The sequence below is a fragment of the Ruegeria halocynthiae genome (genome assembly GCF_000743705.1).
GTDB classification, from domain to species: Bacteria; Pseudomonadota; Alphaproteobacteria; order Rhodobacterales; family Rhodobacteraceae; genus Ruegeria; species Ruegeria halocynthiae_B.
On record NZ_JQEZ01000002.1, the window covers coordinates 879,805 to 892,251 of the forward strand.

Consider the following 12,447-nt stretch of genomic DNA (forward strand, 5'->3'; position numbering starts at 1 on the left):
GGGTCCGCGTGGAATCCGGAAATCTGTGGCCCGGAATCAAAAAGAGGCGCCAATGGCGCCTCTGGGTAACCTGATCCGGCTGATCGGTTACGAGCAATAAACGTGATTGTGCGCGATGTCGCGGATATCGCACCGGCGCACGCCGATATCGTTCAGTTCGCGATCGGACAAACCCTGCAGCTCTGCATAGGTGCGGTTGTACTCGGCACGCATGGAGTATGCCTCTTTCACGTTGGCCACGAACTGTGAAATGCGCGCGATCAGGTTAACGCCGCCATGAGTGGTTGTTGCTGTGTAAGCCATCTTTGAATTCCTATCTGGATCGGGGCGAATTCCCCGATGATTGTGTTTCTGTTCCTGTTTGGGACAGCGTTCAGATAGGCTTGGCAGAGGCTGTCAACAACCAAGGTTTCGGTCTAGCCGCTATGCATTGGAGGCATGGCAAACTCTGAGGGAAACCCTGTCGCCAACTGTGGCTTGGGTCTGCTATGCGGAAGATATCCATATCGGCTGCAGGTCCGCGCCTCGGATGTATGTGTATTCGCAAACCGGGTTTTTTGATGCAGGTCCACAACACGATCGAAGTTCACGACAAAATGCAAACCGGCTACCGGTATGAGGTGGTCGCGCCGCCCGGAAGGGACTTCGCGCCAGAGTTTCAGCCCTTCTTCACACCAAGCCAGATGCTTGAGATGGGCGTGTTTGAAGGCAAGTACTGCAACGACTGCACCAAGGAGTTTCCCGAAGAATGGTTCGACAAGGCCAGGCTGAGCAGCATCGCAAATCCTGAGATCAACTACTTTGGGATCAAAAGCCGTCAACCGTTGAGCCACTGGCGTGAAAAAGGTTGGATTCTTGGTCCAGACCCGCGCGGTTGGTTTCAATGGTATTGTCGCTACTATCTTGGGCGGCGGCTTCCCGAGATTGATACACTACAGATCAAACGCTGGCGGGGGTTTGCGCGTCATCGTGGGCAAATCCTGGCAAACTGCTATCCCGGCGACCTGTTTTGCAGGCCAAGACAGCGGCAGGCGCTTTTGCAATGGTCTTACGATCCGTTCATCTGAGTGCAACCGTGCAATGCAAAAGCAAACAGCTAAAGCAATGCCGGGCAGACAAACCGCAGTTTTGCAGACCGCCAAAATCTGGACTAGCCTAACCACCCAGACAACCCGGAGCAGCAGGATGAGCGTCGAATCAGAGCTATACGAAAACGCCGTCAGGTTGGTTGAAACACGATACCCTTCTGGTTGGGGCGGTGCGGCGGCCATACGGCTGGCGACAGGCGATATCCTAACAAGTGTTGCCCCAGAGACCGATTTCGATGCTTTGTCAGTCTGCATGGAACTCGGGTCCTTTCTGGAAGCTCATAAACGAAATGAGCGGGTCACCCATAGCCTTTGCATTTACCGCGAGAGCGAAATCTCTGACTTCAAAATTCTCTCCCCCTGCGGGATTTGCCAGGAGCGGCTGAGGTATTGGGGATCAGATGTTTCTGTCGCCGTCACCACGCCTACGAATGAATTGCTGTTCCAGCCACTCAGCGCGCTGCAACCGTTCCATTGGGCGACTGCGTATTCGTGAATTCATACACGTTTGAGCCCTGCCTGACGGTCCGGTTCAATTCCGAAACTCGGCGGCACAACGCAAAACGCCCCCGACGATGTCGGAGGCGTTTCTAATCTTACGAAGATGTTGCGCTTAGCCGCGCTCTTCGATGATCTCTACCAGATGCGGGATCTTGTTGACCATGCCGCGGACCGAAGGAGTGTCCTCCAGTTCACGGGTTTTGTGCATCTTGTTCAGACCCAGACCAACCAGAGTTGCGCGCTGGTCGGCAGGGCGGCGGATCGGGGAACCGATCTGCTTGACGACGATGGTTTTAGCCATAACGTGCTCTCCTTATGCTTCTGCTTCAGCAGCAGCCGGTGCTTCGTCCCGCTTGGGCAGGATATCAGCAACCTTTTTGCCACGACGCTGTGCAACCGAACGCGGGCTCTGCTCTTTGGTCAGGCCGTTGATGGTTGCGCGGATCATGTTGTACGGGTTCTGCGAGCCCAGCGACTTGGACACAACGTCCTTTACGCCCAGCATTTCAAACACGGCACGCATCGGACCACCGGCGATGATACCGGTACCTTCTGGTGCTGTGCGCATGACCACTTTACCGGCGCCGTGACGGCCTTCGATATCGTGGTGCAGGGTCCGACCTTCGCGCAGCTGCACGCGGATCATCTGACGCTTGGCTTGCTCCGTCGCCTTACGGATGGCCTCGGGTACTTCTTTCGCTTTACCCTTGCCAAAGCCGACGCGGCCCTTCTGATCGCCTACGACCACCAGAGCGGCGAAGCCAAAGCGCTTACCACCTTTTACGGTTTTCGACACACGGTTGATCGCAACCAGACGGTCTGCGAATTCCGGAGTTTCGTCGCGGTCACGACCACGGCCCCGGCGGTTATCACGTTCTGCCATTTTGGCATCCCTTTTCTTTGGTGACGCTCGCTCATTGGATTCAAAGCTACGTCGTTTGTTCAATCCAAGTGAGCCCCGACTGTCGCCGAGGCCCCCGGATCATCGGGGCAGCCACAAAGCTGCCCGCAAGTCTTAGATCTTCAGACCACCTTCACGCGCAGCGTCGGCCAGAGCCTTCACCTTGCCGTGAAACAGGAAGCCGCCACGATCGAAATAAGCCTCTTCGACGCCTGCCTTCTTGGCACGCTCGGCGATGGCTGCGCCCACTTTGGTGGCCGCTTCGACGTTGTTTTTGCCAACGATACCCAGGTCTTTTTCCAGGCTCGAGGCCGAGGCCAGGGTCACGCCACGTACGTCGTCGATCAGCTGAACGCTGATGTTCTTGTTCGAACGGTGTACGGACAGACGCGGACGACCCGCGTTGACCTTGCGAAGTTTGTTCCGAACGCGCAGGCGGCGCTTCAGAAACAGGGTTCTTTTGCTGTTTGCCATTGTTTGCGTCCTTACTTCTTCTTGCCTTCTTTGCGGAAGATGAACTCGCCCTTGTAGCGGATGCCTTTGCCCTTATAGGGCTCGGGACGGCGCCATTCGCGGATTTTCGCCGCGACTTCGCCCACCTGCTGCTGGTCGTTACCTTCCACAATGATCACGGTCTGCTTCGGCGCGGTGATGGTGACACCTTCCGGAGCAACGAAATCGACGTCGTGGCTGTAGCCCAGGTTCAGCTTCAGGGTGTTACCCTGCATCTGTGCCCGGTAACCAACACCCTGGATCTCCAGCTCTTTCTTGAAGCCTTCGGTCACGCCGGTCACCAAGTTTGCGACCATCGTGCGGCTCATGCCCCACTGCTGGCGCGCACGCTTGGACATGCCGCGAGGGTTGATCTGAACCACGTTGTCCTCGACCGACAGCGTAACGTCGTCGGTTGCGGTGAAGCTGCGGGCGCCTTTCGGGCCTTTGACTTCGATGGTCTGGCCGGAAACCGAAGCGGTTACACCGCTGGGCAGTTCGACCGGCTTTTTACCAATACGAGACATTGACAGACCTCCTTAGAAGACGGTGCAGAGCACTTCGCCACCAACATTGTTGGAGCGTGCGTTCTGGTCCGACATCACACCTTTCGGAGTGCTGACAATCGACACACCCAGACCCTGACGGACCTGTGGGATGTCACTGACGCCCATGTAAACGCGACGACCGGGCTTGGAAACCCGCTTCAGTTCGCGAATGACAGGGGTGCCTTCGTAGTATTTCAGGCTGATTTCGATGGCCGGATGACCGTTTTCGCCGGTCGTGTTTTCATAGCCACGGATGTAACCTTCGTCCGCCAGCACGTCCAGAACCCAGCCACGCAGCTTTGACGCCGGGGTGGATACGGTGGACTTGCCACGCATTTGCGCGTTGCGGATGCGGGTGAGCATATCGCCGATAGGATCGTTCATATCTGTCTCTCCCTTACCAGCTCGATTTCACCATACCGGGGATCTGACCAGCAGAGCCCAGGTCGCGCAGCGCGATACGGCTGACCTTCAGCTTACGATAGTAAGCATGAGGACGACCGGTCAGCTGGCAGCGGTTGTGCAGACGGGTTGCCGAGCTGTTGCGCGGCAGTTTCGCCAGTTTCAGACGCGCTTTGAAACGCTCTTCCATCGGCTTGCTTTCGTCATTCGCGATTTCTTTCAGCTCGGCACGCTTTGCGGCGTATTTTGCCACCAGGCGCTCGCGCTTCTTCTCGCGTTCGATCATTGCTTTCTTAGCCATGTCTTTTCCTTCCCGCGCTTAGCTTGTGAAAGGCATGTTGAAATGCTTCAACAGGCTCTTTCCTTCAGCGTCGGTTTTCGCTGTGGTGGCAATTACGATATCCAGGCCCCAGACCTCGTCGACCTTGTCGAAGTCGATTTCCGGGAACACGATGTGCTCTTTCATGCCCATGGCAAAGTTGCCACGACCATCGAAAGACGGCTTCACACCGCGGAAGTCACGAATACGCGGCATCGCGATGGTGATCAGACGATCCAGGAATTCGTACATCCGGTCACCGCGCAGGGTCACTTTGGAACCCAGCGGCATTTCTTCCCGGACGCGGAAACCCGCGATCGACTTTTTCGCCAGCGTCGCAACGGCCTGTTGACCAGCGATTGCCGTCAGATCCGCGACAGCCGCCTTGGCTTTCTTGGAATCACGAACAGCTTCTGCACCACACCCGATGTTCAGAACGATTTTTTCCAGCTTGGGCAGCTGCATTTCGTTCTCATAGCCGAACTCTTCCATAAGAGCGGCACGGATGGTTTCAGCGTACTGAGCTTTCAGACGCGGGGTATAGTTTGCGGTATCAAGCATCGATCACGTCCCCCGTGGTCTTGGCGAAGCGCACCTTCTTGTCGCCTTCCATGCGGAAGCCAACGCGGGTTGCTTTACCGTTTTTGTCCAGCAGAGCCAGGTTCGACAGCTCGATCGGGTTTGCCTGAGGCAGGCGACCCCCCTGGCTGTTCTGGGTCTGGCGGGTGTGACGGATCGCGATGTTCACGCCATCAACAACAGCTTTACCGGCAGATGGGTCAACCGAGGTAATCGTTCCCTCTTTGCCCTTGTCCTTACCGGCCAGCACGACGACCTTGTCGCCTTTGCGGAGCTTAGCAGCCATGATTACAGCACCTCCGGAGCGAGCGAGATGATTTTCATGAAGTTCTTGCCACGCAGCTCGCGAACAACCGGGCCAAAGATACGGGTACCTACGGGCTCGTTGTTGTTGTTCAGGATGACGGCAGCGTTGCGATCGAAACGGATCGCGGTGCCGTCTTCGCGACGGACTTCTTTGGCGGTGCGTACGACGACGGCCTTACGGACGTCACCTTTCTTTACGCGGCCGCGTGGGATGGCTTCCTTCACCGAGACGACAATGATGTCACCAACGGAGGCGTATTTACGCTTGGAACCACCCAGGACCTTGATGCACTGAACTCGGCGTGCGCCGGAGTTGTCAGCGACATCCAGATTGGTCTGCATCTGGATCATGTGGTTTCTCCCGACCTGTGGGGGCTGGTCTGGTTAGATCCCCCAGGGTTTCGACAATTGGGAAAATCCTGAAAAGCTTACGCTTCCAGAACTTCCCAGCGTTTCGTCTTCGATTTCGGCGCGCATTCGATGATGCGTACGGTATCGCCGACCTTGAAGGCGTTCTTTTCATCGTGAGCCCGGTATTTCTTGGACTTACGGATGGTTTTCTTCAGAACCGGATGCGTAAAGCGGCGCTCGACGGATACGGTTACGGTTTGTGCGTTGGCATCGCTTGTTACGGTGCCGGACAGGATACGCTTGGGCATAGGATTACTCCTCCGATGCCGCTGCAGCGGCCTTTTCGTTCAGAATGGTTTTGACGCGGGCAGCGTTGCGGCGGGCCGCTTTGATGCCGGCGGTGCTTTCCAGCTGACCGGTTGCCTGTTGAAAGCGCAGGTTAAAGCTTTCTTTCTTCAGGTTGGCCAGTTCCTCGCGGAGCTGGTCCGGGGTCTTGTCACGCAGTTCTTGGGCGTTCATCGCCTTTTTCCTTTTCTCAAAACACCAGAAGGCCCCTTACAGGGTCACCTTTGACCTGGTGGATGAATGATAGACAAACGAATCCCCCGACTCGGCCGGGGGAACGCAAGATGTCGCTACATAGGGGGTTCAAGGGTGGGTGGCAAGGGAAAGTTTGATGCCTTATTTCCAACCACAGCAAAGCGTCCCAGATATCGCACCGAACTAATTTCTTTTCGGCTTTGAGTTGAACCCTTGAAAGCCCACTCAATTAAGATACAGAACGTTTGCGACTAAGAACCTTTTTTTTGAAGGCTAGCTTATGGGTTTCTCAACAATACTTGAATTTTTGGGTTTACCAACAACACTTGAAATCCTTGTAGCCATAAATGTGGTCAGTATCGTCTATCTAATTTGGTACGCGTGGTATCTATTTATTGCGAACAAAGGAGACCTTGGAGCGCTAGGGCTCGCATTCGCTGCCATGGCATTTTTGAATTTAATGGGCGAAGCTCAGGATTGGTTTGAAGACAGTTATGACGCACGTGATCATAGGTCGGTAACTCAACAAACTGATACTAAGTCTAATTGAGTTAGAAAAACCCTACGTGTTGGCGTCCCCGACCAGCAAAATTCAGACGCTCACTCCCACTGACAATTAGAACTCGCCGAAAACGGCTCTTCCTCCGCTTTGTTCACTGGCACGTCGTGTCGCAGCCAATGACTAACCCAGTTTATTCAATCGTCCACAAACGCAAAACGCGGCCCCGTTTGCACGAGGCCGCGTCTTCAACTGTCTAAGTCTGAGTGACTTACGCCAGAGCGATGTTCACAGCCGACTCACGACCGTCACGGCCGGGCTCGATGTCGAATGTTACTTTCTGGTCGTCGGCCAGGCCGGTCAGACCCGAACGCTCGACAGCAGAAATGTGAACGAACACATCTTTGCCACCGGTCTCAGGTGCGATGAAGCCAAAACCTTTAGTTGTGTTGAACCATTTTACGGTGCCATTAGCCATATCCGTAGTCTCCTTTAAAATGCTGCCCGCGGGGTTGCGACAGCGCGGCGTAGTTAGGTCTGGATCGAGAGACTGAACGCCGAAAATCGGGAGACAGTGGTCGAAAAAGAAAAACGTTTGCGCGCTTCACATCGGGTAAGTTGCGACAAATTACAAGACCTAATAGCAAATTACCATGAATCGTGATCGCCATTGGTCGGCGCATCTTCGCCGATCAATCGTTTTGTCAGGGTGATTGCCGCCAAGTAAACCGGGGTTCACTCCCACCGATAGTTAAAACTCACACTTATCCGCTCGTCCTCGGCCATGTTCATTGGCACCTCATGGCGCAGCCAGCTTTCCCACAGTAAGACATCGCCCACCTCAGGCTTCATATAGATGAACGGCTGCAATTCGCGCCGGGCTTCTTTGCGACGCACAGGGGCGGCCATCATGCGGGCCGAGCGAGGGTCTTCCAGTTTCAACGCACTGGCACCGTCGGGCATTGACACGTATGTCGTGCCCGAGATGACACTGTGCGGATGTATGTGGCTGGCATGCATACCACCCTCGGGCAGGATGTTGATCCACAGGTCCTCAAGTTTGAGTTCTCGGTCATCCAAGTCGAACTCCAGATCTTTGGCAAAGGCGGCCACATGGGTGTCCAGCACCTTGACCAGATCGGCAAAGATCGGAAACCGCCAGGGCAGATCGGTCAGCGACGCATAACTGGTATAGCCGGGATAGCCGTTTTGTTCACACCAATCCTGCCCGGCCTCATCATCCTCGGCGATAACAAGGCATGAACTTTCCAGTTCCTCAGCGTCGATCTTTGGATCGAACTCGGACAGGGCTGCGCGGTAAAGGCGGGTCACGAAGAGTGATTCAATCTGTGGCATGAGGTCGTCATACCCCAGCCGAACGCACGATGCGATAGCAAGTTATGCGAGGCTCTGCCTCGCGCTCCGAGATATTTTTAGCCAGATGAAGACCGGATCCCCAGCTTCATCTGGCCTTAAATATCTCGGGGGAGTCGCGGCTTGCCGCGGCGGGGGCAGAGCCCCCAAAAGAAAACCCCCGCCGGCTTCCCGGCAGGGGTTCATCTTGTCACGAACGGGTCTCCCCCAATCGTTTACCAGTCTTCGCGAACCACAACGCGGGTCTTGATCGGCAGCTTCATCGCGGCCAGGCGCAGGGCCTCGCGGGCGATGTCGTCATTGACACCGTCGATCTCGAACATCACGCGACCGGGCTTCACTTTCGCTGCCCAGTAGTCAACGGAACCTTTACCTTTACCCATACGGACTTCGGTCGGTTTCGAGGTCACGGGGGTATCCGGGAAGATCCGGATCCAGACGCGGCCCTGACGTTTCATGTGACGTGTCATAGCACGACGTGCAGCTTCGATTTGACGCGCGGTAACACGCTCGGGCTGCAGTGCTTTCAGACCGTAAGTGCCGAAGTTCAGATCAGACCCGCCTTTGGCGAGGCCCTTGATCCGGCCTTTGTGCATCTTGCGGAATTTAGTACGCTTTGGTTGAAGCATATCTTTCCCTCCTTAGCGACGACCGCCACCAGCACCACGAGGTGCAGGGCCGTCCTGGAGTTCCTGTGCTTTACGGTCACGTGCCTGCGGATCGTGCTCCATGATCTCACCTTTGAAGATCCAGACCTTGATCCCGATGATCCCGTAGGGGGTCATCGCTTCGGCTTGTGCGTAATCGATGTCGGCGCGCAGCGTGTGCAGAGGCACGCGGCCTTCGCGGTACCATTCGGTCCGTGCGATTTCGGCGCCACCCAGACGGCCAGCGACGTTCACCCGGATACCCAGGGATCCCATGCGCATGGCATTCTGAACCGAACGCTTCATCGCGCGACGGAACGAAACCCGACGCTCCAGCTGCTGAGCGATGGACTCGGCAACCAGCTGTGCGTCAAGCTCGGGCTTGCGCACTTCGACGATGTTCAGGTGCAGTTCGCTGTCGGTCATCAGGGCAATTTTCTTGCGCAGGACTTCGATGTCTGCGCCTTTCTTGCCGATGATGACACCCGGACGTGCAGTGTGGATCGTAACGCGGCACTTTTTGTGCGGACGTTCGATGATCACACGAGCAATACCGGCTTGCTTGCACTCTTTGTTGATGAACTCACGGATCTTCAGATCTTCCAGCAGAAGATCACCGTAGTCCTTGGTATCAGCGTACCAGCGGCTATCCCAGGTGCGGTTGACCTGAAGGCGCATGCCGATCGGATTGACTTTATGACCCATTAGGCTTGCTCCTCAACTTGACGCACCTTGATGGTGATCTCCGAGAACGGCTTCAGGATTTTCCCGAAACGGCCACGGGCCCGCGGACGACCGCGCTTCATGACCAGGTTCTTGCCAACCCATGCTTCGGCGACGATCAGCTCGTCAACGTCAAGGTTGTGGTTGTTCTCGGCGTTGGCGATTGCGGACTGCAGACACTTTTTCACGTCCTGCGCGACACGCTTGTTCGAGAAAGTCAGGTCGGTCAGAGCCTTCTCAACTTTCTTGCCGCGGATCATCTGCGCAACCAGGTTCAGTTTCTGCGGGCTGGTACGGAGCATGCGCGTTTTCGCCATTGCTTCGTTTTCAGCCACGCGGCGGGGGTTCTTTTCCTTGCCCATGACTTACTTCCGCTTCGCTTTTTTGTCAGCGGCGTGACCGTAATAGGTCCGGGTCGGCGAATACTCACCGAACTTCTGACCGATCATGTCTTCCGAGACGTTGACGGGGATATGCTTATGGCCGTTGTACACACCAAAGGTCAGACCCACGAACTGGGGCAGAATGGTGGAACGACGCGACCAAATCTTGATGACTTCGTTGCGGCCCGACTCGCGCGCTGCTTCGGCTTTTTTAAGCACATAAGCATCGACGAAAGGACCCTTCCAAACAGAGCGAGACATAGATTAACGTCCCTTCTTCTTGGCGTGCCGCGAGCGGATGATCAGCTTCTGGGACGCTTTGTTTTTGTTGCGGGTACGCTTACCCTTGGTGTCCTTACCCCAAGGCGTAACCGGCGTACGGCCACCCGAGGTACGACCTTCACCACCACCATGTGGGTGATCGATCGGGTTCATTGCGACACCACGTACCGACGGACGCACACCCTTGTGGCGCATACGACCGGCTTTACCGAGGTTCTGGTTGCTGTTGTCGGGGTTGGACACGGCACCAACGGTGGCCATGCATTCCTGACGAACCATGCGCAGCTCGCCCGAGCTCAGACGGATCTGAGCGTAGCCGCCATCGCGACCAACGAACTGAGCGTAAGTACCAGCCGCACGTGCGATCTGACCGCCTTTGCCAGGCTTCATCTCGATGTTGTGGATGATGGTACCGATGGGCATACCCGAGAACGGCATTGCGTTGCCCGGCTTGATGTCGGCCTTGGCGGATGCCACGACTTTGTCACCAACAGCCAGACGCTGCGGAGCAAGGATATACGCCTGCTCGCCGTCTTCGTATTTTACCAGTGCGATGAATGCGGTCCGGTTCGGGTCATATTCGATCCGCTCGACGGTTGCCGCGACATCAAATTTGTTCCGTTTGAAGTCAACGATCCGGTAGAGACGCTTTGCGCCACCGCCGCGGCGGCGTGAAGTGATCCGTCCGGTGTTGTTCCGGCCGCCCGATTTGGTCAAACCCTCAGTGAGAGACTTGACCGGACGTCCTTTCCAAAGCTCCGAACGGTCGATCAGCACCAGCCCGCGCTGGCCCGGCGTCGTCGGCTTGTACGACTTGAGTGCCATGCTTTCTGTCTTCCGTTTAGCAAGTGCGGGGTCATCCCCGCTATGTGATAGGCCCCCGTAGGTGCCAAAGGTATAGGGCCCCGAAGGTCCCCGGTTTCAAATATCAGAGGCCCCGGAACGAATCCGAGGCCGCAAGATTGGGTGCATTTAGCAGTGTTGGGGGTGGGTGTCTATAGGGCCTGAAAAGATTTAACCGTCCAAAATTTCCTTCAAATCAAACGCGATCTCACCGCCCACCTTTGTATCTAGTAATAGTTTAGGTGACATTCTTAGCTCTTGATGGACCAGCGCCTTGAGTTGCTTAACGAGCTTCTTTCCTTTGATTGAGCCTGCGTAGTGATAGTCTAGCTCCTTTTGGGCATCGCCTAACGAAGGAGTGCCGGATCCTCCCGGATAGAATTTCTCATCTTTGTTTATTTGAGACCGTTTCGCCCGAAACGACTTAGCGTCCTTTGCAGCGCGCCACGCTTCTGCCAAGCAATCCTCAGCCTGATCTTCGCCAATTTCCAGCACCGACATGAGATGTTCACGCGTACAAAAATAACCTTCCACGTCCGAAGGTTCTGTAATCCACAACTCGCACCCACTTCCCTTGAATTTTCCAGTAAGGATATCTTTTTCAGCTTGGAGCATAAAATCCGCGTCTCTATGAACAATCAGCTTCGACAAGCCCAGCATCGCTTTTAGGGCCTTTGCTCCATCAGCCGTTGGCAGGTTAGTCGCCCCAAAGACAGGCCAGATCGCAGTTTTTTTACTGTGATCTGGCCATTGGTCGAGAATTGCCTGCAACAAAGGCGTATTTTTGTCCTCTGTCACAATCAATGTGCTTCGATCCAGGAGACCCCAACCCATTTTCCCCCGAATGGTATCACTGTCTTGCGCAACGCCGCCTTCGGTAAGCCACGCCAGATTGACACGGTCCGACGAAGTTCGAATTACGTGTGGGCTGTGTGTAGTTAGAATCACCTGAGTGGAAAACTCAACCGCAGCCTCTTCAATTGCACGTATGAGTTTTTCCTGCCTATCTGGATGTAGATGCGCATCCGGTTCATCGATTAGCAATATAGAAGGGTGAAACAGAACCTGTCCGTCGTCATATAAAATGGGACATCAGAGCGGCTTGATTATTGGAGGCTCTGGTTCGTTAACGTGATTGATTATGCGGCTTGTTTTTGATGTTGCAAGCGGCGCTGTTGGATTGTCAGCTTCTTGATCTTTGCCCTTTCTCTGATGATGGCTTTGTCACGCCCGAAGTAGACGTCTGCCGGTGTGACGTTGTTCAGGCTCTCGTGGTATCGCTCGTTATTGTAGTAATCGACGAAAGCCTCGATCTGACGTTCCAGATCGCCGGGCAGGTAGTAGTTTTCCAGCAGAACCCGGTTCTTCATGGTTTGATGCCAACGCTCGATCTTGCCCTGGGTTTGCGGGTGGAACGGAGCGCCGCGAACATGGCCCATCTTTTGGTCTTCCAGCCATTCGGCCAAATCGCCGGAGATGTAACAGGACCCATTGTCACTCAGCAGGCGTGGCTTGTGCCGAACGATGGCCTGGTCGCATCCAGATGCCGCCAGAGCCAGTTCGATTGTGTCAGTCACGTCTTCGGCCCGCATGTTTGTGCAGAGCTTCCAGGCAACGATATAGCGGCTGAAATCGTCCAGGATCGTGCTGAGATTCAACCACACCCAGC

The 12,447-nt window shown here is 55.4% G+C and carries 24 protein-coding genes and 1 pseudogene; 3 read left to right on the forward strand and 22 right to left on the reverse strand.

What is annotated here, in order from left to right; translation table 11 throughout:
* Window positions 1–87: 87 nt before the first annotated feature.
* Window positions 88–303 (reverse strand): DUF1127 domain-containing protein, encoded by a 216-nt coding sequence (locus JT51_RS10795; protein ID WP_037311715.1) that lies wholly within the window; start codon window positions 301–303, stop codon window positions 88–90.
* A gap of 389 nt (window positions 304–692) precedes the next feature.
* Here JT51_RS10795 and JT51_RS10800 point away from each other — a divergent pair, with 389 nt between their 5' ends.
* Window positions 693–1,067 carry a hypothetical protein gene (locus tag JT51_RS10800; RefSeq protein ID WP_235216153.1) on the forward strand — a complete coding sequence of 125 codons (375 nt, stop codon included), beginning with the start codon at window positions 693–695 and terminating at the stop codon, window positions 1,065–1,067.
* A 118-nt stretch (window positions 1,068–1,185) separates the two neighbouring features.
* Window positions 1,186–1,584 (forward strand): cytidine deaminase, encoded by a 399-nt coding sequence (locus JT51_RS10805; protein WP_037312176.1) that lies wholly within the window; start codon window positions 1,186–1,188, stop codon window positions 1,582–1,584.
* Between the two features lie 117 nt (window positions 1,585–1,701).
* On the opposite strand, the gene rpmD is transcribed toward JT51_RS10805, so the two are convergent.
* The 11 genes from rpmD to rpmC form a co-directional block, all read right to left on the reverse strand.
* Entirely contained in the window at window positions 1,702–1,890 is a 189-nt protein-coding gene (gene rpmD, locus JT51_RS10810; protein WP_037311717.1) for a 50S ribosomal protein L30, read from the reverse strand.
* A 12-nt stretch (window positions 1,891–1,902) separates the two neighbouring features.
* Window positions 1,903–2,472, reverse strand: a complete 570-nt coding sequence (gene rpsE, locus JT51_RS10815) for a 30S ribosomal protein S5 (RefSeq protein ID WP_037311720.1) — start codon at window positions 2,470–2,472, stop codon at window positions 1,903–1,905.
* Window positions 2,473–2,604: 132 nt separating this feature from the next.
* Entirely contained in the window at window positions 2,605–2,964 is a 360-nt protein-coding gene (rplR, locus tag JT51_RS10820; protein WP_037311722.1) for a 50S ribosomal protein L18, read from the reverse strand.
* An 11-nt stretch (window positions 2,965–2,975) separates the two neighbouring features.
* The gene (gene rplF / locus JT51_RS10825; protein WP_037311725.1) at window positions 2,976–3,509 is read right to left on the reverse strand and encodes a 50S ribosomal protein L6; all 534 of its coding nucleotides are present in this window, start codon (window positions 3,507–3,509) and stop codon (window positions 2,976–2,978) included.
* A gap of 12 nt (window positions 3,510–3,521) precedes the next feature.
* Entirely contained in the window at window positions 3,522–3,914 is a 393-nt protein-coding gene (rpsH, locus tag JT51_RS10830; RefSeq protein ID WP_037311728.1) for a 30S ribosomal protein S8, read from the reverse strand.
* Window positions 3,915–3,927: 13 nt separating this feature from the next.
* Window positions 3,928–4,233 (reverse strand): 30S ribosomal protein S14, encoded by a 306-nt coding sequence (gene rpsN / locus JT51_RS10835; protein WP_037311730.1) that lies wholly within the window; start codon window positions 4,231–4,233, stop codon window positions 3,928–3,930.
* 18 nt (window positions 4,234–4,251) lie between these two features.
* On the reverse strand, window positions 4,252–4,812 hold the full coding sequence (rplE, locus tag JT51_RS10840) for a 50S ribosomal protein L5 (RefSeq protein ID WP_037311733.1): 561 nt from the start codon (window positions 4,810–4,812) through the stop codon (window positions 4,252–4,254).
* Window positions 4,805–5,116 carry a 50S ribosomal protein L24 gene (rplX, locus tag JT51_RS10845; RefSeq protein WP_037311736.1) on the reverse strand — a complete coding sequence of 104 codons (312 nt, stop codon included), beginning with the start codon at window positions 5,114–5,116 and terminating at the stop codon, window positions 4,805–4,807. Before rplX ends, rplE begins: the two co-directional genes overlap by 8 nt.
* Before the next feature lie 2 nt (window positions 5,117–5,118).
* Window positions 5,119–5,487, reverse strand: a complete 369-nt coding sequence (gene rplN, locus JT51_RS10850; protein WP_008757934.1) for a 50S ribosomal protein L14 — start codon at window positions 5,485–5,487, stop codon at window positions 5,119–5,121.
* A 77-nt stretch (window positions 5,488–5,564) separates the two neighbouring features.
* Window positions 5,565–5,795: a 30S ribosomal protein S17 gene (gene rpsQ, locus JT51_RS10855; RefSeq protein ID WP_037311742.1), complete on the reverse strand. Its 231-nt coding sequence runs from the start codon at window positions 5,793–5,795 to the stop codon at window positions 5,565–5,567.
* Window positions 5,796–5,799: 4 nt separating this feature from the next.
* A complete protein-coding gene (gene rpmC, locus JT51_RS10860; protein ID WP_037311745.1) occupies window positions 5,800–6,006 on the reverse strand; it encodes a 50S ribosomal protein L29 in 207 nt (68 codons plus the stop codon).
* 301 nt (window positions 6,007–6,307) lie between these two features.
* Between rpmC and JT51_RS10865 the strand changes: the two genes are divergently transcribed.
* Window positions 6,308–6,577: a hypothetical protein gene (locus tag JT51_RS10865; protein WP_037311748.1), complete on the forward strand. Its 270-nt coding sequence runs from the start codon at window positions 6,308–6,310 to the stop codon at window positions 6,575–6,577.
* Between the two features lie 220 nt (window positions 6,578–6,797).
* On the opposite strand, the gene JT51_RS10870 is transcribed toward JT51_RS10865, so the two are convergent.
* From JT51_RS10870 to JT51_RS10910, 10 genes and pseudogenes are all read right to left on the reverse strand, one after another.
* Complete coding sequence (locus JT51_RS10870) at window positions 6,798–7,004, reverse strand: cold-shock protein (protein ID WP_010437077.1); 207 nt, start codon at window positions 7,002–7,004, stop codon at window positions 6,798–6,800.
* Window positions 7,005–7,261: 257 nt separating this feature from the next.
* Entirely contained in the window at window positions 7,262–7,882 is a 621-nt protein-coding gene (locus tag JT51_RS10875; protein WP_037311753.1) for a 2OG-Fe(II) oxygenase family protein, read from the reverse strand.
* A 233-nt stretch (window positions 7,883–8,115) separates the two neighbouring features.
* On the reverse strand, window positions 8,116–8,529 hold the full coding sequence (gene rplP, locus JT51_RS10880; RefSeq protein ID WP_037311756.1) for a 50S ribosomal protein L16: 414 nt from the start codon (window positions 8,527–8,529) through the stop codon (window positions 8,116–8,118).
* Between the two features lie 12 nt (window positions 8,530–8,541).
* A complete protein-coding gene (gene rpsC, locus JT51_RS10885) occupies window positions 8,542–9,252 on the reverse strand; it encodes a 30S ribosomal protein S3 (RefSeq protein WP_037311761.1) in 711 nt (236 codons plus the stop codon).
* The gene (rplV, locus tag JT51_RS10890; RefSeq protein ID WP_008756532.1) at window positions 9,252–9,632 is read right to left on the reverse strand and encodes a 50S ribosomal protein L22; all 381 of its coding nucleotides are present in this window, start codon (window positions 9,630–9,632) and stop codon (window positions 9,252–9,254) included. Before rplV ends, rpsC begins: the two co-directional genes overlap by 1 nt.
* A 3-nt stretch (window positions 9,633–9,635) precedes the next feature.
* A complete protein-coding gene (gene rpsS, locus JT51_RS10895; protein WP_010437056.1) occupies window positions 9,636–9,914 on the reverse strand; it encodes a 30S ribosomal protein S19 in 279 nt (92 codons plus the stop codon).
* A 3-nt stretch (window positions 9,915–9,917) separates the two neighbouring features.
* On the reverse strand, window positions 9,918–10,760 hold the full coding sequence (rplB, locus tag JT51_RS10900) for a 50S ribosomal protein L2 (RefSeq protein ID WP_037311765.1): 843 nt from the start codon (window positions 10,758–10,760) through the stop codon (window positions 9,918–9,920).
* Window positions 10,761–10,949: 189 nt separating this feature from the next.
* Window positions 10,950–11,576 carry a hypothetical protein gene (locus JT51_RS10905; RefSeq protein ID WP_235216154.1) on the reverse strand — a complete coding sequence of 209 codons (627 nt, stop codon included), beginning with the start codon at window positions 11,574–11,576 and terminating at the stop codon, window positions 10,950–10,952.
* Between the two features lie 129 nt (window positions 11,577–11,705).
* A pseudogene (locus tag JT51_RS22420) lies at window positions 11,706–11,822 on the reverse strand (AAA family ATPase); the annotation flags it as partial.
* A 95-nt stretch (window positions 11,823–11,917) separates the two neighbouring features.
* Window positions 11,918–12,447 (reverse strand): DDE-type integrase/transposase/recombinase (locus tag JT51_RS10910; protein WP_037312182.1); only part of this gene is annotated, 530 nt, incomplete at its 5' end.

What these genes read in the sequence shown, in the direction of transcription:
- rpsQ (WP_037311742.1), bottom strand. Translation starts at nt 5,795, where the DNA reads ATGCCCAAGCGTATCCTGTCCGGCACCGTAACAAGCGATGCCAACGCA.
- rplB (WP_037311765.1), bottom strand. Translation starts at nt 10,760, where the DNA reads ATGGCACTCAAGTCGTACAAGCCGACGACGCCGGGCCAGCGCGGGCTG.
- rplN (WP_008757934.1), bottom strand. Translation starts at nt 5,487, where the DNA reads ATGATCCAGATGCAGACCAATCTGGATGTCGCTGACAACTCCGGCGCA.
- rplR (WP_037311722.1), bottom strand. Translation starts at nt 2,964, where the DNA reads ATGGCAAACAGCAAAAGAACCCTGTTTCTGAAGCGCCGCCTGCGCGTT.
- rpsS (WP_010437056.1), bottom strand. Translation starts at nt 9,914, where the DNA reads ATGTCTCGCTCTGTTTGGAAGGGTCCTTTCGTCGATGCTTATGTGCTT.
- rplE (WP_037311733.1), bottom strand. Translation starts at nt 4,812, where the DNA reads ATGCTTGATACCGCAAACTATACCCCGCGTCTGAAAGCTCAGTACGCT.
- JT51_RS10865 (WP_037311748.1), top strand. Translation starts at nt 6,308, where the DNA reads ATGGGTTTCTCAACAATACTTGAATTTTTGGGTTTACCAACAACACTT.
- JT51_RS10795 (WP_037311715.1), bottom strand. Translation starts at nt 303, where the DNA reads ATGGCTTACACAGCAACAACCACTCATGGCGGCGTTAACCTGATCGCG.
- rplP (WP_037311756.1), bottom strand. Translation starts at nt 8,529, where the DNA reads ATGCTTCAACCAAAGCGTACTAAATTCCGCAAGATGCACAAAGGCCGG.
- rplX (WP_037311736.1), bottom strand. Translation starts at nt 5,116, where the DNA reads ATGGCTGCTAAGCTCCGCAAAGGCGACAAGGTCGTCGTGCTGGCCGGT.
- rplV (WP_008756532.1), bottom strand. Translation starts at nt 9,632, where the DNA reads ATGGGCAAGGAAAAGAACCCCCGCCGCGTGGCTGAAAACGAAGCAATG.
- JT51_RS10805 (WP_037312176.1), top strand. Translation starts at nt 1,186, where the DNA reads ATGAGCGTCGAATCAGAGCTATACGAAAACGCCGTCAGGTTGGTTGAA.
- JT51_RS10875 (WP_037311753.1), bottom strand. Translation starts at nt 7,882, where the DNA reads ATGCCACAGATTGAATCACTCTTCGTGACCCGCCTTTACCGCGCAGCC.
- rpmC (WP_037311745.1), bottom strand. Translation starts at nt 6,006, where the DNA reads ATGAACGCCCAAGAACTGCGTGACAAGACCCCGGACCAGCTCCGCGAG.
- rpsH (WP_037311728.1), bottom strand. Translation starts at nt 3,914, where the DNA reads ATGAACGATCCTATCGGCGATATGCTCACCCGCATCCGCAACGCGCAA.
- JT51_RS10870 (WP_010437077.1), bottom strand. Translation starts at nt 7,004, where the DNA reads ATGGCTAATGGCACCGTAAAATGGTTCAACACAACTAAAGGTTTTGGC.
- rpsE (WP_037311720.1), bottom strand. Translation starts at nt 2,472, where the DNA reads ATGGCAGAACGTGATAACCGCCGGGGCCGTGGTCGTGACCGCGACGAA.
- rpmD (WP_037311717.1), bottom strand. Translation starts at nt 1,890, where the DNA reads ATGGCTAAAACCATCGTCGTCAAGCAGATCGGTTCCCCGATCCGCCGC.
- JT51_RS10800 (WP_235216153.1), top strand. Translation starts at nt 693, where the DNA reads ATGGGCGTGTTTGAAGGCAAGTACTGCAACGACTGCACCAAGGAGTTT.
- rplF (WP_037311725.1), bottom strand. Translation starts at nt 3,509, where the DNA reads ATGTCTCGTATTGGTAAAAAGCCGGTCGAACTGCCCAGCGGTGTAACC.
- rpsC (WP_037311761.1), bottom strand. Translation starts at nt 9,252, where the DNA reads ATGGGTCATAAAGTCAATCCGATCGGCATGCGCCTTCAGGTCAACCGC.
- rpsN (WP_037311730.1), bottom strand. Translation starts at nt 4,233, where the DNA reads ATGGCTAAGAAAGCAATGATCGAACGCGAGAAGAAGCGCGAGCGCCTG.